The 21,332-nt window shown below is 67.1% G+C and carries 19 protein-coding genes and 1 riboswitch; of the genes, 11 read left to right on the plus strand and 8 right to left on the minus strand.

Features of this window, described 5'->3' with window-relative positions; all coding sequences use genetic code 11:
* Positions 1-38 precede the first annotated feature (38 nt).
* Positions 39-2,684, minus strand: a complete 2,646-nt coding sequence (locus tag AC1DIQ_RS14760) for a TonB-dependent receptor (protein WP_478050351.1) — start codon at positions 2,682-2,684, stop codon at positions 39-41.
* 188 nt (positions 2,685-2,872) lie between these two features.
* Here AC1DIQ_RS14760 and queD point away from each other — a divergent pair, with 188 nt between their 5' ends.
* Both queD and AC1DIQ_RS14770 read left to right on the plus strand, forming a co-directional pair.
* Entirely contained in the window at positions 2,873-3,226 is a 354-nt protein-coding gene (gene queD, locus AC1DIQ_RS14765; protein WP_152153074.1) for a 6-carboxytetrahydropterin synthase QueD, read from the plus strand.
* Positions 3,227-3,430: 204 nt separating this feature from the next.
* Positions 3,431-3,796 (plus strand): phasin family protein, encoded by a 366-nt coding sequence (locus AC1DIQ_RS14770; protein WP_121042509.1) that lies wholly within the window; start codon positions 3,431-3,433, stop codon positions 3,794-3,796.
* A 95-nt stretch (positions 3,797-3,891) separates the two neighbouring features.
* Here the strand turns inward: AC1DIQ_RS14770 and AC1DIQ_RS14775 are convergent, their stop codons facing one another.
* Both AC1DIQ_RS14775 and AC1DIQ_RS14780 read right to left on the minus strand, forming a co-directional pair.
* Positions 3,892-5,811, minus strand: coding sequence for an asparagine synthetase B family protein (locus AC1DIQ_RS14775; RefSeq protein WP_478050292.1), 1,920 nt, complete (start codon positions 5,809-5,811; stop codon positions 3,892-3,894).
* 97 nt (positions 5,812-5,908) lie between these two features.
* Entirely contained in the window at positions 5,909-6,520 is a 612-nt protein-coding gene (locus AC1DIQ_RS14780) for a porin family protein (protein ID WP_152153068.1), read from the minus strand.
* Positions 6,521-6,854: 334 nt separating this feature from the next.
* On the opposite strand from AC1DIQ_RS14780, the gene AC1DIQ_RS14785 reads away from it, so the two are divergent.
* Together AC1DIQ_RS14785 and AC1DIQ_RS14790 are read left to right on the plus strand one after the other, a co-directional pair.
* Entirely contained in the window at positions 6,855-7,544 is a 690-nt protein-coding gene (locus tag AC1DIQ_RS14785; protein WP_121042503.1) for a winged helix-turn-helix domain-containing protein, read from the plus strand.
* Positions 7,432-8,877 carry an ATP-binding protein gene (locus tag AC1DIQ_RS14790; RefSeq protein ID WP_152153064.1) on the plus strand — a complete coding sequence of 482 codons (1,446 nt, stop codon included), beginning with the start codon at positions 7,432-7,434 and terminating at the stop codon, positions 8,875-8,877. The genes AC1DIQ_RS14785 and AC1DIQ_RS14790 overlap by 113 nt, the downstream gene beginning before the upstream one ends.
* A gap of 17 nt (positions 8,878-8,894) precedes the next feature.
* Here AC1DIQ_RS14790 and AC1DIQ_RS14795 read toward each other — a convergent pair whose 3' ends face one another.
* Both AC1DIQ_RS14795 and AC1DIQ_RS14800 read right to left on the minus strand, forming a co-directional pair.
* Positions 8,895-10,361: a sensor histidine kinase gene (locus AC1DIQ_RS14795; protein ID WP_478050293.1), complete on the minus strand. Its 1,467-nt coding sequence runs from the start codon at positions 10,359-10,361 to the stop codon at positions 8,895-8,897.
* Positions 10,358-11,080, minus strand: a complete 723-nt coding sequence (locus AC1DIQ_RS14800) for a response regulator transcription factor (protein WP_478050294.1) — start codon at positions 11,078-11,080, stop codon at positions 10,358-10,360. Before AC1DIQ_RS14800 ends, AC1DIQ_RS14795 begins: the two co-directional genes overlap by 4 nt.
* Positions 11,081-11,226: 146 nt before the next feature.
* Between AC1DIQ_RS14800 and msrB the strand changes: the two genes are divergently transcribed.
* The 4 genes from msrB (at position 11,227) to AC1DIQ_RS14820 (ending at position 15,870) form a co-directional block, all read left to right on the plus strand.
* Positions 11,227-11,733 carry a peptide-methionine (R)-S-oxide reductase MsrB gene (gene msrB / locus AC1DIQ_RS14805; RefSeq protein ID WP_121042494.1) on the plus strand — a complete coding sequence of 169 codons (507 nt, stop codon included), beginning with the start codon at positions 11,227-11,229 and terminating at the stop codon, positions 11,731-11,733.
* Between the two features lie 36 nt (positions 11,734-11,769).
* On the plus strand, positions 11,770-13,527 hold the full coding sequence (locus tag AC1DIQ_RS14810) for a cytochrome c biogenesis protein DipZ (RefSeq protein WP_478050295.1): 1,758 nt from the start codon (positions 11,770-11,772) through the stop codon (positions 13,525-13,527).
* A gap of 11 nt (positions 13,528-13,538) precedes the next feature.
* Entirely contained in the window at positions 13,539-14,282 is a 744-nt protein-coding gene (gene msrA, locus AC1DIQ_RS14815; RefSeq protein WP_478050296.1) for a peptide-methionine (S)-S-oxide reductase MsrA, read from the plus strand.
* A gap of 157 nt (positions 14,283-14,439) precedes the next feature.
* Positions 14,440-15,870, plus strand: coding sequence for an aminotransferase-like domain-containing protein (locus AC1DIQ_RS14820; protein ID WP_226956653.1), 1,431 nt, complete (start codon positions 14,440-14,442; stop codon positions 15,868-15,870).
* A 3-nt stretch (positions 15,871-15,873) separates the two neighbouring features.
* On the opposite strand, the gene bioD is transcribed toward AC1DIQ_RS14820, so the two are convergent.
* Entirely contained in the window at positions 15,874-16,557 is a 684-nt protein-coding gene (gene bioD / locus AC1DIQ_RS14825; protein WP_121042486.1) for a dethiobiotin synthase, read from the minus strand.
* A 119-nt stretch (positions 16,558-16,676) separates the two neighbouring features.
* Between bioD and AC1DIQ_RS14830 the strand changes: the two genes are divergently transcribed.
* Together AC1DIQ_RS14830 and AC1DIQ_RS14835 are read left to right on the plus strand one after the other, a co-directional pair.
* Positions 16,677-17,159 carry a GAF domain-containing protein gene (locus tag AC1DIQ_RS14830; protein WP_121042484.1) on the plus strand — a complete coding sequence of 161 codons (483 nt, stop codon included), beginning with the start codon at positions 16,677-16,679 and terminating at the stop codon, positions 17,157-17,159.
* Positions 17,156-17,527 carry a TfoX/Sxy family protein gene (locus AC1DIQ_RS14835; RefSeq protein ID WP_121042482.1) on the plus strand — a complete coding sequence of 124 codons (372 nt, stop codon included), beginning with the start codon at positions 17,156-17,158 and terminating at the stop codon, positions 17,525-17,527. The genes AC1DIQ_RS14830 and AC1DIQ_RS14835 overlap by 4 nt, the downstream gene beginning before the upstream one ends.
* 37 nt (positions 17,528-17,564) lie before the next feature.
* Here the strand turns inward: AC1DIQ_RS14835 and AC1DIQ_RS14840 are convergent, their stop codons facing one another.
* Complete coding sequence (locus tag AC1DIQ_RS14840) at positions 17,565-18,143, minus strand: histidine phosphatase family protein (protein ID WP_461770676.1); 579 nt, start codon at positions 18,141-18,143, stop codon at positions 17,565-17,567.
* A gap of 152 nt (positions 18,144-18,295) precedes the next feature.
* A riboswitch (cobalamin riboswitch) is annotated at positions 18,296-18,527 on the plus strand.
* A gap of 124 nt (positions 18,528-18,651) precedes the next feature.
* Between AC1DIQ_RS14840 and btuB the strand changes: the two genes are divergently transcribed.
* Entirely contained in the window at positions 18,652-20,493 is a 1,842-nt protein-coding gene (gene btuB / locus AC1DIQ_RS14845; RefSeq protein ID WP_478050297.1) for a TonB-dependent vitamin B12 receptor, read from the plus strand.
* Between the two features lie 115 nt (positions 20,494-20,608).
* Here the strand turns inward: btuB and gph are convergent, their stop codons facing one another.
* Entirely contained in the window at positions 20,609-21,259 is a 651-nt protein-coding gene (gph, locus tag AC1DIQ_RS14850) for a phosphoglycolate phosphatase (protein WP_478050298.1), read from the minus strand.
* Positions 21,260-21,332: the final 73 nt, after the last annotated feature.

The following is a 21,332-nucleotide window of genomic DNA, read 5'->3' on the forward strand; positions in this document are numbered from 1 at the left end:
GCCCTGTGGCTACGCACGCTCCGGTGCAGTGGATGAGGTCAGAAGCGGTAGTCGAAGCCGACCGTGAAGTAGCGACCACGCAGGTCGTACTGACTGAAGTCGTACGGCGCGCGGATGCCCGGGAACGAGGCGTCGTACGGCGGTTCCTCATCGGCCAGGTTCTGGATCTTCGCGTACACGGTCAGCTTGTCGATACCGGTGTAGCCCAGGTACAGATCGAACTGGTTGTACGCATCCACCCGATCCTGCACGGCAGTGGCCGCGGCGCTGGCCTTCTGGTCGTACCCGCTGGTGTAGTACCAGGTCAGCGCGGTGCGGAAGTCGCCATAGCTCCAGTCGAAGGTGGTGGTGGCCTTGTTCTTGGGCAGGGTGGCGCCGAGGTTGCTGCCGGCGTAATCCACCAGCGGGCCACCGACCACGGTGGGGCGGCTGTAGTCGCGCACGTGGGTGAAGGCGGTGCTCAGGCCGAAGTCGCCGGCCTGCGTGGTCGGGAAGCGCTGGCGCAGTTCGACATCAAAGCCCGAGGTCTTCAGCTCGCTCAGGTTCTGGTAGCGGTTGAACACCGCCAGCAGTTTGCCGCGCTCATCGCGGCTGACCGCACCCGGCACGTTGTCGGTGACCAGGGTCTGGGTGTTGTTGGTGCCCACCAGGTTTTCCAGCTCGATGCGGTAGTAGTCCACGCTCAGGCTGGTGTTGGACCACGGCGAGAGCACGATGCCGGCATTGAAGCTCTTGGTGCGCTCGGGCTTGAGATCGTTGTTGCCGACAGTGAAGAAGGTCGGGTTCTGCCGCGAGCCCGGCACGTCCGGGTCGCGCGGATCGATCACGCTGCCGTAGGCGATGCTGGTGCTGTTGGAGTTCTCCGACAGTGACGGCGCGCGGAAGCCCTTGGAGGCGGCGGCACGCACCAGCAGGATGTCCCACGGCTGCCAGCGCAGGCTCAGCTTGGGCGAGAACGCATCGCCGAAATCGCTGTAGTGATCGGCACGCGCCGCGGCCTGCAGTTCGAGGCGGTCGGCCAGCGGCACGTTCACTTCGGCATAGGCCGCGGTGACCTTGCGCTCACCGTGCACCTCGGCGATCGCCGGGCGGATCTGCAGGCCCGCGTCGATCTGCCAGGGGTTGTTGGAATCGAGCTTCTCGCGGCGCCATTCGGCACCGGCGGCGAACCCGATCTCGCCGGCCCAGGTATGGCCGATCGCACCGGAGATCTTGGCATCCACGCCCTGCAGCACCGACTCGGCCGGGCGCAGCGTGCTGATGTTGATCGCGTTGAGCACGTCCTGCGAGGTTGCCGACGGATTGAGCAGGTTGTAGCTGCCGGTGGCGAGCGCATCGGCCAGCGCATAGCGGTTGGCGAAGCCGCCGGAGACGGTCTCGCGCTCACTGCTGCGGGCGCCGAACGCACCCACTTCCCAATCCCAGTTCTGCAGGCTGCCGCGCAGCCCGACCAGGCCGCGGTAGGCCTGCGAGCGGTTGGTCTTGATGGTCGCACCGAGGTTGAAGAAGGTGTACTCGATCGGCACCGCGCGGCCATACGGGTTGTACGGGCTGCTGGCGGGCAGGTTGGACGACACCGGCTCGGCCAGCCCGGTATCGGCGTTGAGCGCGAAGCGGCCGCTTTCCAGGGTGAAGAACGGGCTGCTGCCGAACCAGGAGACGCCCTTGATGTCGCTGTAGAGCACTTCGCCGAACGCTTCGACGTTGTCGTTCACCCGGAAGGTGCCGTTGACGTAGGCCTGGTAGCGCTTGGTCGAGGGGATCAGCGTGGTGTAAGGCGCCTGGTTGAAGCCGCAGGTGTTGCCGGCCAGGCCGTCGATCGGTGCGCTGGCGACCAGGGTGGTGCCGTCCGGGCAGTTGCCGCTGGCATCGAGCATCGGTACCGACGTGCCATTGACCAGATAGCGTGCGCCCTTGGCCGACCAGCCGTTCCAGCGGCCGCCGGGCTTGTCGGTGTAGATGCCGGACTTGGTCAGGTCGCGCTGGTCCTGGTCCAGGCGCTCGCGGTTGTAGCCTTCCAGGCTGACCAGGATGTTGTAGCCGTCCGTGTCCAGATCACCGATGCCGCCGATGAACTTCAGGTTCTGCTCGTCCAGCCCGCCCTGATCGGCGGTGCCCAGGCTGCCACCGAGTTCGGCACCTTCGAAATTCTGCCGGGTGATGATGTTGACCACGCCGGCCACGGCATCCGAACCGTACACGGCCGAGGCGCCGTCCTTGAGCACTTCGATGCGCTCCACCGCAACCAGCGGCAGCGCGTTGAGGTTGACGAAGGTGTCCGACAGGCCGCCGGCCGGGAACCCGTAGTTGGCCAGGCGGCGGCCATTGAGCAGCACCAGCGTGTTCTTCTGCGACAGGCCGCGCAGGCCGATGCCGGCCGAACCGGAGGCCCACCCGTTGTTGGTGGTTTCGTTGGCGGCGTTGCCGGTGTTGGCCGAGATCGAGCGCAGCAGGTCGGCGACGGTGGCCTTGCCAGTCTCCTCCAGCTGCTGGCGCTCGATCACCTGCACCGGGTTGGCCGACTCGGTATCCGTGCGCTTGATGTTGGACCCGGTGACCCGCACGGCGGCGAGGGTCTTGCTGTCGCCGGTGGCGGCGGCATCGGGGGCGGCGTCGGCGAACGCGGTCAAAGGCGTTGCCAGAGCGACGGACAACGCCGCTACAAGAAGAGTGTGCTTGGGCATGAACTTCAGTGGGGTGGTGGACGACAAGTTCCGCAGTAGTCCATGCCTGGCTGAACCACGGCCAATAACATCTCTTCATACGGATATAAGAGAACCTAACATCTCTTCATCCGGATGGAAATGTTTTCGTTAGCAACAATTAACGCCCGACCCCTGCTGGAGCCCCAGCCCACCGCTACAATGCGGCCATGGAAATCTTCAAAGTCTTTACCCTCGAGGCCGCTCACCACCTCCCCAACGTCCCGGTGGGCCATAAGTGCGCGCGCCTGCACGGCCACTCCTTCCGGGTGGAACTCAAAGTGGAAGGCGAGCCCGGCGAGCAGACCGGCTGGATCATGGACTTCGGCGACGTCAAAGCCGCTTTCCAGCCGATCTACGACCGTCTGGACCACCACTACCTCAACGACATCCCCGGGCTGGAAAACCCGACCAGCGAGCGCCTGGCGATGTGGATCTGGGACGAACTCAAGCCGGCCCTGCCCGAGCTGAGCGAAGTCACCGTGCACGAAACCTGCACCTCCGGCTGCCGCTACCGGGGCTGATCCGATGGCACGCGGGCATCATACGGCGCGGTAGTGCCGGCCCCTGGCCGGCTCCGGGCCATAAGCTACCGCCCGAAACACTGCGCAACCCATTGATATGTAAAACATTCGACTGAATCCGGACGACAACCGTCAACGGAATGTTGCAATGCAATATTTTCGGCGTATGCTGCATTGCATCAACGTTCTCGAGCCGTCCTGACCATGGCGTCCGCGTTCACCGATTCCTTCAGCGACTACACCCGCCAGTTGGCCGCCACGGCCACGCGTGCCAACCGGCTCGCACTGGAGAATGCCGAGAGCATGTTCGGGGTGCAGTTGAAGACGCTGGAAAAGAACATCACCGCCACCAGCGGGTTCTTCGGTGAAATGGTGCAGTCACAGGATGCTGGCACGCTGCAGTCGCTGCTGCCCAAAGGCGCGCAACTGGCACGTGACAACCTCGCCCGTTGGACCAGCGCCAGCCAGGAAGTGGCCGGTCTGGGGCTGAAGGCCTCCGAAGCCTTCGGCGAACTCGCCCGGCAGCCGTTCGCGGCCGCCACGCCCAGCGCAGGCAAGACCCGCGGCTGAGCCGGACAACATCGAATTTGCGTGGGTCCCTCCCCCCACGCAATCCCAGACCCGACAGAACCCTCCCTCTGTCGGGTCTTTTTTTTGGGCGGCGGTCAGGCCTCGGCAATGGCGCGCCGATGGCGCTCCAGCCACGCCTGGAACATCAGGATCGGCCACAGGTGGGTGTGCCACTTGCGCCGCCCCTCACGGAATTCGGCCCAGATACGCCCGACCACGGCCGCATCGAAGTACCCCTCCCGGCGCAGGCGTTCCTCGTCGAGCAGCGCGTCGGCCCACGGAAGCAGTGGGCCGGCCAGCCAGGCCGCCACGGGTGGCCCGAAGCCCATTTTCGGACGGTGGACCAGGTGCTCCGGCAGATGCCGGCACAACAGCCGCTTGAGGATGCGCTTGTGCTCGCCACCGGCGTATTTGAGCGGGCTGGGGAGCGACCAGGCAAAGCGTGCGACGGCGGCATCGAGTAGTGGAGAGCGCGTGTCCAGCCCATGCGCGGCACCGGCACGATCGATCTTGGTCATGATCCCGTTGCCGAGATCCATCATGAAATCCAGGTACTGGACGCGGTCGGCCGGATCGCCCGCAGGGAGCCAGCGCTGGCAGTCGGTAAAGAGCGTAAGAGGCTCACTTGCATGCAGCACGGCACGGCAGGGATCGCGCCACCGCGATACGCGCAGCAGGTAATGTGCTTCCAGACTGTCTGCCTGCAGCTCCGAGCGCAGCGCGGGCCATCCCCCCAGCCGGGCACGCTCCCCGTCACGCTGCGGCCATTGCTGCAGCATCCGCCGCAAGGGCGTAGGCATGCGCGCCGTCCAGGCCGCATTACGCAGGGCCCGCTGATAGGCCCCATGGCCATGGAAGAGTTCATCGCCCCCATCGCCGGTGAACACGCTGCTGTGGTCTTTGGCGACCAGCGCGCACGCGAGCAGCGTCGGCATCTGGGAGGCATCGGCAAAGGGCTCACACCAGACGTCCGGCAGGGACGCCACCAGCGCCGCAGCCTCGTTCCAACGCAGGATGTGCCGGGTATGCCGCGTCCTCAGGCGTCCAGCAACTTGATCCGCCCAGTCCGATTCGTCATGACGCAGATCATCGAAGCCGACCGTGAAGGTCTCCACCGGCAGCGTGGATTGGGATTGCAGCACGGCGGTCACCAGCGATGAATCGGTCCCGCCGGAAAGAAATGCGGCCGCCGGAGCGCCGTGAGGCCTGCATCGCGAGACAGCCTGGTGCAGGAGCAGCTCCAGTTTTCCCGTCGCATCGTCGAAACTCAGTGTTGAGTAGGCCCGCTCGTCGATCGCGGCGCACATGTCCTCTCGGGCATCCCAGTAGCGGCGACCTCCGGCGTGATCGACATGCGCAGTTGCGCCGGCTTCGCGCGCGGCCAGGTTGAGACGGACCACGCAGCCCGCTGAAACCTTGAAAATGCCCTGTTGAATGCTGTGCGGGGCGGGGATGTAGCCATAGCGAAGCAACAGGGTGAGTGCATCGCGACTGATGGGCGCCTGAAAGCCGGGATAGCCGTGCAGCGATGTAACACTGGAGCCAAACAACACGTCGCCATGGCACCACCCGTAATAGAGCGGACGGGCCCCCACCCGGTCGCGGGCCAGCCAGAGCACCTTGTCCTGGCAGTCCCATACCGCCAGCGCAAGCGTGCCATCGCAATCGTGCAGCGTACGCTGCACCCCGCGCGCCGCGATGGACAGCAACAGCAGGGTCGCATCATCCGCACCTGGATGGACGCTCGTGGCGTACTCGCGCTCAAGGGCGGTGCGCACGTTCAACCTGCCATCCATGCACAGCACGTAGCGCCCGCACCGGGACCTGCGGGGCGAGCCATGCCGCGCCGGGCCGGCGTGCAACTGGGCCAGTGCCACGCCGTCATCCTCTTCACACCAGGGCGCAGGTGGCACGCTGTCACGATGGCGTGGTGTCACACTCATGGCTTGCACGTGCTGCGACAGTTCCGCTGCGCACCGTCCAGGACGCAGGACCGCGCCACAGATACCACTCATGGGTCTTTCTCCTACCGGGATGTGAGCGCGCGGCACTGCACCCGCTCACTTTGGGAAGCCGCCACCGATCCGCACGGATCGGCGGCGGTCGCTCGAATCAGAAGCGGTAGGACATACCCACGTTCCAGGTGTTCAGGCGCATTTTTTCGTCCCCCGAGGCCTGCGTCACCTTCTTGTTGACCGACTGTGGAATGCTGTACTCCGCGCGCACGGCAAGTGCCTCGGTCAGGTACACGTTGGCACCGACGCTGGGCGTGACGCCGAACTTGCTCTGGCGGATTCGCTTGGTATCCCCCACCGCGTTCTTGGGCGGGGCCAAGCTCTGCTGGCGACTGCCGACCGCTGCCTTGCCGAACACTTCGACACGGTCGCCAATCGGCAGCAATGCAAGCCCGCCGACATTGAGCGAGCGGTTCGTCAGTCGCGACACGTCCTTGCTGCGGCTGTTCTTGAGTGTGTTCTCGAACGAAGCTTCTGCGGCCAGGAATGGCCCGAAGCGATATCCGGCGCCGCTGGCGTAGCTGGTCCCCGAATCGCTCTGCTTGCGCTTTTCACCGGGCACCACGTCCGCTGCAGGGGTCTTCGACTTGACGTGCGTCTTGCCGAGACCACCGTAAACATAGGCACCTTCGCGATCAGGGGAAGAAGCGTGGGCGGTGGTGGCGACCAGGGCGAGCGACAGGGCAATGAGGGAACGCTTGATGTACATGGGTGACTCCGTGGTTGGGAGTACACAGCGTGGATCCCTGCCGGCCGCATGTCAGTGGCGTGCGCGTGTGCCTGTCGAAACCGTTGTCGACTGTGTGTAACCGCGCGTGACAACGTGCAGAATGCGACACTGCAGCAGTGTCCGTCCCGGATCCATCGCCGCACCACTGAAGCTGCTGTATACGCCACGGGCAGTCGTTGTCTGCACCAATTGACGTCCTTTGTTTCAGCGTGGCGGCACCACGGCTCACGAACGGCCCACCGCATTGCGTGTGACGGGCGATGCCTTGCCGTACTGCTTTACGATCGCGTCAGGTCAGGCAGGCGATGCAGCGATGGTCGATATCGTACTGGTGGAGGATGACGAGCGTCTGGGCAGGCTGGTGAGCGGCTATCTGGCCAGACACGGCTATGACGTACTGCATGAACTCACTGGCGAGCGTGCCGTGGAGCGGATTCCTGCGCTGGATCCGGCCGTGGTGCTGCTCGACGTGACCCTGCCGGGCATCGATGGCTTTGCGGTGTGCGCAGCGCTGCGTCCCCGCTATCCCGGCGTGATATGCATGCTGAGCGCCCGTACCGATGATATCGATCAGGTCCTGGGGCTTGAGCTGGGTGCCGACGATTACATCGGCAAGCCGATCGAGCCGCGCGTGCTGCTGGCACGTATCCGTGCGCATCTGCGTCGCGACAGCGGCCAACGACAGACCCGCCCGACGCTGTGCTTCGGGCAGCTGCGCATCGAGCGCGATATCCGCGAGGTGACCCTGCAGTCCAAACGCATCGAATTGACGACGGCCGAATTCGATCTGCTGCTGTGCCTGGCCGAGAGCGCCGGAACGATACTCAGCCGGGACGATCTGTTGCGCGACCTGCGCGGCATCGGATTTGACGGACTGGATCGCTCGATAGATGCACGCATCTCACGGCTGCGCCGCAAGCTCGGCGACCTGGGCGAGGTGCCGGATCGCATCAAAACGATCCGCAGCAAGGGCTATCTGTTCAACCGGGCCGGGTGGGACTGACCCGATGGCGTCCTCTGGTACGGCCATTCACCACGCCGGGCATTTCCGCCTCTTCCTGCGCTATTGCCTGGGCTTCGTACTGGCCTACCTCATCCTTATCGGCTCCGGACTGTACCTATGGGCCGCGCTCACCGAGCAGGGCGAAGACCAGCAGATCCGCACACAGCTGCAAGGCATCCATCATCTCCTGCAGGCTCGCTATGCCGATACCCCGCAGGCGCAATGGCCGCAACTGACCCGGCTGCTGCAGACGCAGTTCGCCTACCCAGTGCGGGTGATACCAATGGCCGAGGCACCGCACACGCTCTATCCCCAATCGCTGCAACATCTCGAACAGGGGGGACTCGTGGTGACCGACGATGCCCATTTCAGCTATCAGCGGCTGCCTGGCTCCAGCGAGGTGCTGGTGCTGGGCGATTTCTCCAAACCCGACAAGGCCGATGTCGCCTGGTACGACAGCCCGAGCGTGGACACGCTGGTAATGGTCGGCATTTTCGTCATCGCCATCGCACTGCCGCTCTATTTTCTGGTGTATCGGCTCTGGCGTGATGTCTATGCGCTGGGCCACATGGCGCTGGCGATACAGCAGGGCGACCTCGCCGTCGGTGCACCGGCGGTCGGCACGCACCTGGTGCGACCCCTGCGCGAAGCATTGTCCAGGATGGCCACCCAACTGCAGGACGTCATGGAAGGGCAGCGGATCCTGTCCCAGGCGGTTGCGCACGAAACCCGCACCCCGCTGGCGCGGATGCGTTTCGCACTGGCAATGATGCAGGTAGGTGACGAGGACCCGGAAGGCACTGAGCTGCTCGAAGGTCTGAAAGCCGATGTCACCCGGTTGGAGCAACTTGCCTCGGCTGGCGTGACCTATGCGCAGTTCGGGCGCAGCCTGCGGATCAGCACCCAACGATTGGAGGTTGCCGAGGTGTTCGACGCGCTCGACCAGCGTCTTCCGCCCGGCGGCAGGGTGCGGCGCCTGCGCTTCCTGCCCTCGCATCAACGCACCCTCGTCGCCAACCGCGATGCGCTGCTGCTGGCACTGGGCAACCTGATCGGCAACGCGTGCCGCCATGCGGCCAGCGAGGTGGTGGTAAGCGCATCCACGGTCGAGCAATGGGTGGTCATCGCCGTGGACGATGACGGACCTGGCGTCGCCCCGGCAGACCGCGAACGCATTTTCCAGCCGTACGTGCAGCTGCAGCGGCACCCCGATGGCTTCGGACTGGGGCTGGCCCTGGTCCATATCATCGCCATCAAACACGGTGGCCGCGCGGACGTCTGCGACTCGGTTCTCGGCGGTGCAAGGTTCCGGCTGTTGCTGCCAGATGCCTGACGCGCTCCCGCGGGCGCTCAGCGCGCGGCCGGCAGCGAGAACACGAACAGCGCCCCCTCGCGACTCTCCAGCAGGCGGATATCGCGCCCATGCAGTTGCAGGATGCGATGCACGATCAGCAGGCCCAGCCCGCCGCTGTCCGGCCGCTGGCTGCCCAGCGCCGGCATGGCGGTGAACAATGTGTCGCGCCGCTCCGGGGCGATGCCCGGACCACTGTCGGCGATGCTGATCTGCACCTCGCCACTGACCGCGCGCAGGGTCACGGCGATACGGCCGCCCTCGGGCGTGTGGCGGATCGCGTTGTCGAGCAGGTTGGTCAGCACCCGCTCGATCAACGCCAGATCCGCGATCACCGGCGGCACGCCCGCCGGAATGTCGGCACTCAACGTCTGCCGACGCGACTGCGCCGCCAGCTCGAACTTCTGGAACACATCCTGCACGAGATCGGGCAGCGAGAAGGTCTGGCGGTCCAGCACCACGCCGCCGTGTTCAAGGCGGGCCAGCTCGAACAGCGCCTGGGCCAGCCGGCCGACCTTGTGGCTCTGCGACAAGGCGATGGAGAGATAGCGCTGGCGCTCCTCGGCGCTGAGCGTGGCGTCCTTGAGCGCCAGGGTTTCCAGATACCCGTGCAGCGACGACAACGGCGTGCGCAGATCGTGCGAGATGTTGGCGACCAGTTCGCGCCGCTGTAGATCCTGCTGGCGCAGCTGTTGCCACTGCTCGCCCAGGCGCTGGGCCATGTGCCCGAAGCTGTGCTGCAGGATCGCCAGTTCGTCGCGCTCGCCGGGACGCACCGGTGCCGGTGGCGGCGCGGCGTCCGGGGTAGCGCTATCCACATCGAAGGACTGGATGCGCCGGGTCAGCTGGCGCAACGGGCGGGTCACCCAGCGGAACGCGACCAGGCCAGCCAGCAGCCCCACCACGGCCACGATCGCCAGCGACCACAACGTGGTGCGCAGCGTACTGTTGGCCGCGATATTGGCGGCGAGCGCCTCGCGCTGTTCACCGACCAGCACCACGTAGATGTAGCCCGCCTGATGCCCCTGCACCCACAGCGGCGCCGCGTTGAACACCTTGCGGCCGGTCGCGCTGCGTGGGTCATCGCCGAGGATCGGCAACGGCTCGTCGCGCAGCAGCGCCTGCACAGGCGCCAGATCGACACGGCTGCGCTTGAGGTGACCGTCCGGCGCGTCATGGCCAAGGATGCGGCCCTGGTCATCGAGCAGATACACCTCCACGCTCGGGTTGACCGCCATCAGCTTGCCGAACAAAGCGCGCACTTCACCATTGCGCATGCCGCGACCATCCATCAACTCGCCGCTGCGCGCGATGTGCTCGGCCAGCCCGCGTGAGAGGCGCTGCACGGTTTCCTGCTCATGCACAGTGGTGCTGCGCATCTGGATCCAGACCAGTGCGCCACAGCACAGCAGCAACAGCGCGAAGAACACCGCGGACAGGCGCTGGGACAAGGTGAGGCGGATCATGTGTCTGCCCCCTCGTGGCCATCGACCAGTTTGTAGCCGCGCCCCCACACCGTCTGGATACGCTGCGGGTTGGCCGAATCGCGCTCGATCTTGTTGCGCAGCCGGTTGATGTGGGTGTTGACGGTGTGCTCGTAGCCGTCGTGTTGATAGCCCCAGACCTGGTTGAGCAGGTCCATCCGCGAATAGACCTGGTCCGGATGACGGGCGAAGAAGTACAGCAGGTCGAACTCGCGCGGGGTCAGTTCCAGGGGCCGGCCGTCGACCAGTGCCGTGCGTGCGACCGGGTCGATGCGCAGCCCGGCCACCTCGATCTCGCCGGCGTCGATGCGTGCGTTCTGCGCCATCGCCTCGACACGGCGCAGCAGCGCCTTCACGCGTGCCACCAGTTCCAGCATCGAGAAGGGCTTGGCCAGATAATCGTCCGCACCCAGCTCCAGGCCGAGAATGCGGTGCACTTCACTGGCGCGCGCACTGGTGATGATGATCGGGGTGTAGCGCGTCATCGCCCGGGCACGCTTGCAGATCTCCAGGCCGTCCACGCCGGGCAGCATCAGATCCAGCACCAGCGCGCTCCACGGCTGCGCCTCCAGCAGGGCCAGGCCCTCATCGCCGGTGGCGGCATGGGTGACCTCATAGCCTTCATCGCGCAGGTGCATGCGCAGCAGGTTGGCGATGTGGACATCGTCTTCGACGATCAGGACACGCTTGGCACTGCTCATCGGCTCAGGGGGCGGCAGGAGGGCATGGCGGCATTGTCGACGGATCGCGACCTGAATGTGTCACGGAAAATTTAACCCTGCGTGAGGATTCGTTGACCGGGCCGGGCGCAGCATGGCCGCATCGTCCCCGTGTCCGGAGATCGGTCATGCGCTTCACACGTCGCAAAGTGCTTGGAATGGGTGGCATGACGGCCGCCGCCGGTCTGTTTGGCCTGACCGCCTGCAGCAACCCTGCCCCGGCGGCGCCCGCCGCACCCGCACGCCAGTTCGAGGTGATGCGCAGCGATGCGCAGTGGCGCGAGCAGCTCACGCCCGCCCAGTACAGCGTGCTGCGGCGGCAGAGTACCGAGCGGCCGTTCAGCAGCCCCCTCAACAAAGAGCATCGGCGTGGCACCTTCAGCTGTGCCGGCTGCGCGCTGCCGTTGTTCTCCTCCTCCACCAAGTTCGACAGCGGCACCGGTTGGCCAAGCTTCTGGGCGCCGCTGCACGATGCCGTCGGCGAAGACCGCGACACCACCCTGGGCATGGTCCGCGTCGAGGCGCACTGCCGGCGCTGCGGTGGTCATCTCGGCCACGTGTTCGATGACGGCCCGCGGCCCACCGGCCTGCGCTACTGCATGAACGGCGTGGCCATGAATTTCGTCGCGGCCTGAGCGCCGCACTCCCCTGCGTCATAGAAGGACCTCTCCATGCTTCTGCTCGTGCTGGCCTACCTCGGTGGCGTGCTCACCATCCTCAGCCCCTGCATCCTGCCGGTGCTGCCGTTCGTGTTCGCCCGCTCGGACCGCCCGTTCCTGCGCAGTGGCCTGCCGCTGCTGATCGGCATGGCGTTGATGTTCGCCGTGGTCGCCAGCCTGGCGGCGGTGAGCAGCCAATGGGTGGCGCAGGCCAACCAGATCGGGCGCTGGATCGCGCTGGTGGTGATGGCAGTGTTCGCGCTGGCGCTGCTGTGGCCGGCGCTGGCCGACCGCCTGCTGTCGCCGTTCCAGCGGCTGGGCGCACGGCTCAGCGCCTCGGCCGATGCGGCCAGTGACGCGGGGCGGGGGGGCGTGGGCACCTCGCTGCTGATCGGCATCGCCACCGGCCTGCTGTGGGCGCCATGTGCGGGGCCGATCCTCGGCCTGATCCTCACCGGCGCGGCGCTGCAGGGCGCCAGCGTCGGCACCAGCGGGCTGCTGCTGGCCTACGCACTGGGCGCGGCCACCTCGCTGGCCCTGGCGATCTGGATCGGCGGGCGCGTGTTCGCCGCGCTCAAGCGCCGCCTCGGCGTGGGGGAGTGGTTGCGCCGCGGGCTCGGCATCGCCGCGTTGCTGGCGGTGGTCGCCATCGCGATGGGGTGGGATACCGGCGTGCTGACCCGGCTCTCCACGGTCAGCACCGCCAAGCTGGAGCAGGGCCTGCTCGATGTACTTCCGGCGCAGCAGCCCGCGGCCGGTGCGGCGATGATGAGCACCGCCGGTGCCCCTGGGCAGCCGCTGCCGGTGGAAGGCACCCTGCCCTCGCTGGCCGGTGCGACCGGCTGGCTCAACAGCCCGCCGCTGGACGCGCAGGCGTTGCGAGGCAAGGTGGTGCTGGTCGACTTCTGGACCTACTCCTGCATCAACTGCCTGCGCGCGATGCCCTACGTGCGTGAGTGGGCCGAGCGCTATCGCGATCACGGTCTGGTGGTGATCGGCGTGCATGCGCCGGAGTTCGCCTTCGAGCGCAATCTCCCCAACGTGCAGCGGGCGGTGGAGGACCTGAAGGTCACCTACCCGGTCGCGATCGACAACGACTTCGCCATCTGGCGCGGCTTCAACAACAAGTACTGGCCGGCGCATTACTTCATCGATGCGCAGGGCCGGATCCGCGCGCATCACTTCGGCGAGGGTAACTACGCGCAGTCCGAGCAGATCATCCGCCAGCTGCTGCGCGAGGCCGGCAACATCCTGCCCGGTGACGATGCACCGGTCGCGATGACGCTGGACGGCGTGGCGCGCCAGGCCGACATGAGCAACCTCAAATCACCGGAGACCTACCTCGGCCATGCGCGTGCCGAGAACTTCGCCTCGCCCGGTGGCCTGCACCAGGATAAGCCTGCCGACTACACCGTGCCTGCCACCCTTCAGCACAACCAGTGGGCCTTGGCCGGGCGCTGGACCGTGGGCAACGAAGACGCCCGGCTGGAGACACGCGGCGGCCGCATCGCCTTCCGCTTCCATGCGCGCGACCTGCACCTGGTGCTGGCGCCGGGCGAGGACGGCAAGCCGGTCCGGTTCCGCGTGCGCATCGACGGGCAGGCGCCCGGCGCTGCGGCCGGTGGAGACATCTCCGCCGACGGCGACGGCCGCGTGGATGAAAACCGTCTGTATCAGCTGATCCGCCAGTCCGGCGCCGTGCAGGAGCGCACCTTCGAGATCGAGTTCCTCGATCCGGGCGTGCACGCCTACGCCTTTACGTTTGGGTGAGGAGCCATCGCATGAAGATCGCAGTCGACAAACTCGTTGCAGGCGGCATCGCTGTCGCTATCGCGGCACTCACCGCCAGCGTGGTGCTGGGTCTGGATCGACCGGCACACGCCGCCGCAGCCATCACAGCCGCGGCGATGCCGCCACCTGCAGGCAAGGCCGACCTGCGCCAACCCGGTGTGAAGCGTGCACAGGTGGTATTCGCCGGTGGCTGCTTCTGGGGTGTGCAGGGCGTGTTCCAGCACATCAAGGGCGTGGACAACGCGCTCTCCGGCTACATCGGCGGCAGTGCGGCGAATGCCACCTACCCGCGCGTCGGCGGCGGCGGTACCGGCCATGCCGAAGCGGTGCAGGTCACCTACGATCCGGCCCAGGTCAGCTATGGCCAACTGATGCAGGTGTTCTTCTCGGTGGCGCATGATCCGACCCAGCTCAACCGGCAGGGCCCGGACCGAGGCACGCAGTACCGCTCGGCGGTCTATGCCGACGACGCGGCGCAGCGCGATGCCACCCGCGCCTATATCGCCCAGTTGCAGCAGGCCAGGTCCTACGCCGCGCCGGTGGTGACCCAGGTCGATGGCGGCAAGCCGTTCTTCGCCGCCGAGGGGTATCACCAGAACTACCTCACGCTGCATCCGGAATCGCTGTACATCCGGATCAACGACCTGCCCAAGGTGGCCGCGCTGAAGCAGCAGTACCCGGCGCTGTACCGCGAGCAGCCGCGCCTGGTGAGCACCACCATTTCGGCGCGCTGATCACGCGGGGAACCAGAAGAAAAGACGCACGGCACACATCGCTCTGCCGTGCGCGAGGGAAGTCATCGAGCCCCATGGTAGGCTGCGTCCCGAGGCGGATACAGATGCAGATGGCTGGCATCCGCACGGTTACAGATACCCGTGGATGCAGATGCCGATGGCGACCAACCTCTACCAGTCCCTGGCCGATGAAATGGCCGATGCGATCCGCAGTGGTCGCTTGCCGGTCGGCACCCGGCTGCCGTCGCTGCGCGGCCTGGCGACACAGCGCAGCCTCAGCCTCAACACGGTGATCGCCGCGTATCGGCAGCTGGAAGATGCCGGGCTGGTGCTGCCGCGGCCCAAGGCGGGCTTCGTGGTGAGCCCGCGCCTGCCCGAACCGACCCAGTCGCTGCGGCAGGCGCCCTCACCACCGACCGCACCCTCGCAGCAGGCGATGATGGCCCGCGTACTGGCCGCACAGCAGCAACCGGACATCGTCGATCTGGCGTTCGCCGGCCCGCGCGGCAAGCGTTTCTATCCCGGTGCCCAGCTGGCACGCACCACCGCGCAGGTACTGCGCCGGGCCGCCACCACGGTGGAGACCTACGCACGTCCCAACGGTGCGGCACGGCTGCTGACGCAGATCGTGCAGCGTGGGCCACGGCTGGGGCTGCACACCACCACGGACCGGCTGGTGCTCACGCATGGCGCGATGGAAGCCCTGCAGCTTGCGCTGCGCGTGGTGACCCAACCCGGCGATGCGGTGGCGATCGAAGCGCCCTCCTACTTCAACATCTACCCGCTGCTGCGCAGCCTGGGCCTGCGCGCGATCGAGCTGCCCACCCATCCGCGCGACGGACTCGATCTGGATGCACTGGAAGCGCTGCTCGCCGCCGGCGGCATCGCCGCGATCATGGCCATGCCGACCGTGCACAATCCGCTCGGCGGCAGCATGCCCGTGCCGAACAAGCAGCGCCTTGCCGCGCTGGTGAACCATTACCAGGTGCCGTTGATCGAAGACGCGGTCTACGCCGAACTGCAGTTCAAGGAACCGCTGGAGCCGTTGGCCAAGAGCTTTGACCGCGATGGCTGGATCATGGTCTGCAGCGGCTTCTCCAAGACGCTGGCACCGGACTACCGCATCGGCTGGCTCGACGGTGGCCGCTTCGCCGCCGATATCCAGCTGCTGAAGTTCCATTCTTCCGGCGCAGAATCACGCCTGCTCGGGGACGCGGTTGCCGCGTTCCTGGAGGCCGGCAACTATGAGCATCATCTGCGGGGCTTGCGTCGGCTCTACAGCGACCAGGTCAGCCACGTGCGTGGCCTGATCGCGCAGCACTTCCCGCCCGGCACGTCGGCCACCCAGCCGACCGGCGGGTTCCTGCTGTGGGTGGAGCTGCCTGCCGCGATCGATGCCGGGGAGCTGTTCGAGCAGGCCTTGGCCGAGGGCGTGGTGTTCATGCCCGGCCAGGTGTACTCGCGCGGTGCCCGCTACCGGCATTGCCTGCGCCTGTCATGCTGCCAGGAACTCGACGCGCGTTTCCTCGGCGCGATCGCCACGGTCGGCCGGTTGGCGACCGCCCTGCAGACGCGCGCAGGCACCTGACACTCAGAACACCAGCCGGTCCGCCAGGCGGGCCGGGTCCACGCCCGGCGCATACGGCAGGCGCCCCCAACATGGCATCGGCAGCCGCGCGGTGAGCAGTGCGACGTTCTCGTCGCGGCGTGCCATGCTCGGGTCCACGTCGTTGGCAATCCAGCCGATGCAGCGCGCGCCACGGGCCGCGATCGCCTCGGCAGTCAGCCGCGCATGGTTGAGGCAGCCCAGCCGCAGCCCGACCACCATCACCACGGGCAGCGCCAGCGCGTGCACCAGATCACTCTGGTCCAGCCTGGCCGACAGCGGCGCCAGCCAGCCGCCGACGCCCTCGACCACCACCGTGTCCGCGCTGGCGCGCAGGCGCGCGAAGGCGGCCTCGATCGGCGCCAGCGACAGTTGCACGCCCGCCTCCGCCGCGGCGATCTCCGGGGCCAGCGGCTGCTCGAGCGCGAACGGGTTGAGGTCGTCATATGCGGGCATCGGCATGCTGGCGGCCAGCAGGGCCGTGGCGTCCTCGTTGCGCAGGCCCTCGGGCGTGCGCTCGCAGCCACTGGCGACCGGCTTCATGCCCACCGCGGTGCCGCCGTGGCGGCGCAGGGCATGCAGCAGCACACAGCTGCTGAAGGTCTTGCCGATGCCGGTGTCGGTACCGGTGACGAACAGGGCGGCAGGGCGCGGCGCAGGCAGGGGCATGGGGACGACCGGGGGCGGAAACGCGCCATTATCCGCCGTCCCGGCAGCGCTGCGGTGCGGTCCGCTGTGTTCGGCCGGCCCCGGGGGCACCCAACCGCTGCGCTTGGTAGACTGCGGCCATGTTCGATACCTCCACGCTCACCGGCAGCAAGCCGGAACAGTACGGCCAGCTGCTGGCCCAGGCCCGCGCCCTGGTGCACGGCGAGCGCGACCGCATCGCCAATGCGGCCAACCTGTCGGCGCTGGTCTACCACGCCCTGCCGCACCTGAACTGGGTCGGCTTCTATTTCTTCGATGGCAAGGAGCTGGTCGTCGGCCCGTTCCAGGGTCTGCCCGCCTGCGTGCGCATTCCACTCGACAAGGGCGTGTGTGGCGCCGCGGCTTCGCAGCGGGTGACCCAGCGTATCGAAGACGTCGATGCATTCCCGGGCCACATCGCCTGCGACTCGGCCTCGCGCTCGGAACTGGTGGTGCCGTTGGTCCACCACGGCGAGCTGGTCGGCGTGTTCGATCTGGACAGCCCCTCGCTGGCGCGCTTCGATGCCGAGGACCAGGCCGGGCTGGAAGCCATCGCCGCGGTGTTCGTCGAGGCTTTGGGATGAGTGGCGTCAAGCTGCGCAACATCGGCCCGAAGAGCGCAGCATGGCTGCGCCAGGTCGGTCTGCGTACGCCGGAAGATCTGGTGGCGGTCGGCGCGGTCGGTGCCTTCGTCAAAGTGCGCCGCGCCGGCTTCAAGCCCAGCTTGAACCTGCTCTACTCGCTGGAAGGTGCGCTGCAGGACTGCCACTGGCAGGAACTGCCGGAGGCGCGCCGCACCGTGCTGGTGGCCGAGTACGAAGCGATCATCGCCGACCAGCCGCTGAAGAAGGCGCCGCCCGCCTCCGGCCCGGTCTACGACCGCACCGTGGAGCATCGCGACGATGACGGCGACGAAGCGCCGCCGTTCGAGATGGACGATGACAACCGCTGATCCACGGCTACCGACACACCGTCGGTAGCCGCGCGCCTCATACCTGCTGCAGCTCCAGCAGTTCGCCCCACAGCCGGTCGTCCTCGCGCTCCACGCGCAGGCGCAGCCGCGTGCCGTGATCGATGCGCAGCGCCCAGCACATCGCCATCGGCAGGCCGCATACCTGCGACAGCACCATCCGCAGCGGTCCGCCATGGCTGACGATCAGGGTCGGGACCGGCTCGGGCTCATCCAGCAGCCGGTGCAGTCCACGCGCGATGCGGCGCTCGAAGTGGCCCCAGCTTTCGCCATGCGGCGGCGGGTTGGCGTGCGGGTCCAGATGGAACGCTGACAGCGCATCCATCGGCAGCGCCTCCAGCGCGAGCCCGTCCCAGTCGCCGAAATCCAGTTCTTCCCATTCCTCATCGGCCTCCACGTCCACCGCGTGGGGCAAGGCCAATGCCTCGGCGGTCAACAGCGCTCGCTGCCGAGGCGAGGACAGCACCCGCTGCCAGGGCAGCCCGGCGTAGCGCGCGCACAGGGCGTCGGTCGCGCCCTCGTGCAGCGGCGGATCGGTGCGGCCATCAAGATGATCGTCGCGGCCCGTGCTGGCGTGGCGGATCAGATCGAGGATCATGCCGCGCCCCGTCTGCTGCCCGCTGCGTCCGGCCGGTGCGGGTCACGGGCGTCGGTGCCGGGGTGCTGCAACCACGTTGGGGTCATGGAGATCACATCGAAAAAGCGAGGCGCATTCTAACCGGTGCGCGCCATGGGCCCGGCGGATGGCTTAGACTGCGCCCACTTTCAGGTGACCTGGGGCTGCAATGCCGCCAGGTTGAAACGGGAAGCCGGTGACGCGTCAGGCCCTGTGCCACGCCGCCACTCCGGCGCTGCCCCCGCAACGGTAAGCGTGGAAACACCAGGCAATACGCCACTGTGCTCCGGCATGGGAAGGCGCCTGGCACGATGGCACCGCCATCGACCCGCGAGCCCGGAGACCGGCCTGGAAGACGACTGGTTGCGATGCGGCGGGCATGGCGGCGGCAAGCTGGCGCCTGCGCGCGCCCGCCCACCGTCGAACCTCCCTACAGCGCGATCATCCCCACCCCTTGCCGCGCGGGCGTGCGCGGTGCATGGAGTCATCGATGAAGCTGCAAACCCGCGTTCTTTCCCTGGCCGTGCTCTCGGCCCTGCCCCTGCTGGCCGCCGCACAGGACGACGCCACCGCGCTGGACCAGGTGCTGGTCACCGCCACGCGTACCCCGATCGCCCTGCAGGACAGCATCTCACCGGCGCAGGTGATCGACCGCGCCGAGATCGAGCGCAGCCAGGCGCCGTCGCTGCAGGATCTGCTGCGCGGCCGTGCCGGCATCAACCTCAACAACAGCGGCGGCCTGGGCAAGCAGAGCTCGCTGTTCCTGCGTGGCACCAACTCGGCCCACACCCTGGTGCTGGTCGATGGCGTGCGCATCAACACGGGCGACCTCGGCCTGGCGATGATCCAGGATCTGCCGCTGGCACAGATCGAGCGCATCGAAATCGTGCGTGGCCCGCAGTCCAGCCTGTACGGCGCCGATGCGATCGGCGGCGTGATCCAGATTTTCACCCGCCGCAACGCCGGCCAGTTCGCGCCGCACCTGCAGCTCGGCGGTGGCAGCAACGGCCTGCGCGAGGCCAGCGGTGGCTTCGGCGGCAGCGGTGAGCGTGGCTGGTTCGGCACCGACATCGCCTACCAGCACACCGATGGCATCAACGCCTGCCGTGGCTCGGTGTCGCCCTTCGCCGGCTGCGGCGCCGACGAGCCCGACCGCGATGGCTACCGCAACCTGTCCATGAGCCTGCGCGGTGGCTATGCCCTGACGGACACGTTGAGCGTGGAGGGCACCGCCCTGCGCGCCGAAGGCGAGAACCATTACGACGGCTATTACAACTACTCCGAAACGCTGCAGCAGGTACTCGGCGGCAAGCTGCGCTACACGCCGAGCGAGCGCTTGAACCTGACGGTCAACGTCGGCCGCGCCGATAACGAATCGGACAACTTCAACGGTGATACCTGGCTGGGCAATGCACAGACCCACCGCGACAGTGCCTCGGTGCAGGCCGACATCAGCATCGCTGATGGCCAGCTGCTGAGCGCCGGTGTGGACTGGAGCCAGGACAACCTGGACGGCAGCAGCGCCGGCTACCTGGTCGACAGCCGCGACAACACCGGCGTGTTCGTGCAGTACCAGGGCCGCTTCGGCGCGCACCACCTGCAGGCCAGCGTGCGCAACGACGACAACGAGCAGTTCGGCAACCACACCACCGGCAGCCTCGGCTGGGGCCTGGAGCTGGGCAGCGGGTTCCGCCTCAACGCCAGCTACGGCACCGCGTTCAAGGCCCCGACCTTCAGCGACCTTTACGACCCGTGGAGCGGCGTGCCGACCCTGGATCCGGAGACATCCAAGAGCGCGAACATCGGCATCGCCCAGCAGGGTGATGGCTGGCGCTGGGGCCTGGACGTATACGAAACGCGCATCGATGACCTGATCACCTACAACGCGACCACCTTCATGATGTCGCAGGTCGAGAAGGCCCGCATCCGCGGTGCCGAACTGACCGGTGCGATCACCGTCGCCGGATTCGACCTCAACGCACAACTCAGCCACACCGACCCGCGCAACCGCACCGACGGCAGCGCGCAGTTCGACAACTGGCTGGCCCGCCGCGCACAGAACACCGCGCGTCTGGACGTCGATCGCCGTTTCGGTGACTTCCGCGCCGGCCTCACCGCCAACGGCGCCGGCAAGCGGTACGACAATGCGGCCAACACCGTGCGCCTGGGCGGCTACGGCACCGTGGATCTGCGCCTGGAATACGCGCTGACCCGCGATTGGTCCGTACTGGGCCGGGTCAGCAACGTGTTCGACCGCGACTACGAAACCGTCGCCTGGTACAACCAGCCCGGCCGCGAGTACCGCCTGAGCGTGCGTTACCAGCCGAAGTAAGGGATCTGGACGGCGGCACTGCCGCCGTCCCACCTCCGGTAGGTGCCGACCGTTGGTCGGCACAATCATTGAACCTGGTAGGTGCCGACCGTTGGTCGGCACACGCTCGAACGCCTTACAACACCAGCAATTCCCGCAGATCATCCACCACGGCAACCGCCTCGACGTTGTCCAGATCCAGCCCACGCGGATACCCATAGCGCACCAGCGCCACCGGCATGCCTGCATCCACCGCCGCGCGGTAATCGGTGATCGAATCACCCACCATCAACGCTGCCTCGACAGCCACGTCGAAGTGCGCCGCGATATGCCGCAACGGCGCACCATTCGGCTTGCGCTCCGGCAGGGAATCCCCACCCAGCACCAGTGCGAACACGTCCTGCAGACCGAAGTGCTGCAGCAGCGGCGCCACCAGTGCGGACGGCTTGTTGGTGCAGATCGCCAGCGTCACCGAACGTTCGCGCAATGCCGCCAACGTCTCGGTCACGCCATCAAACAGGCGCGGGCTGCGCAACAGGCACGCCTCGTAGTGCCGCATGAAACCGGGCATCACCTCGTCCAGATCGATATCGCTGCCGGCCGCGGTAAACGCCTGCTCGACCAGCCGCCGCACGCCATCACCGATCCACGTCAACACCGTCGCCTCCGGCACGCGCGGCAACTGCCAATCCTGCAGCGTGCGGTTGAGCGCTTCGGCGATATCGGCCGCGCTGTCCACCAGCGTGCCATCCAGATCGAACACCACCAACGGATACGGATACGACAAGACGACACTCACTTCAACGACGTGGGAGCCCCATTGTACGGCGGCACCGCCACGGCTCTGCTCATGCGCCGTT

It is taken from the genome of Stenotrophomonas sp. 05L413, from assembly GCF_056397945.1.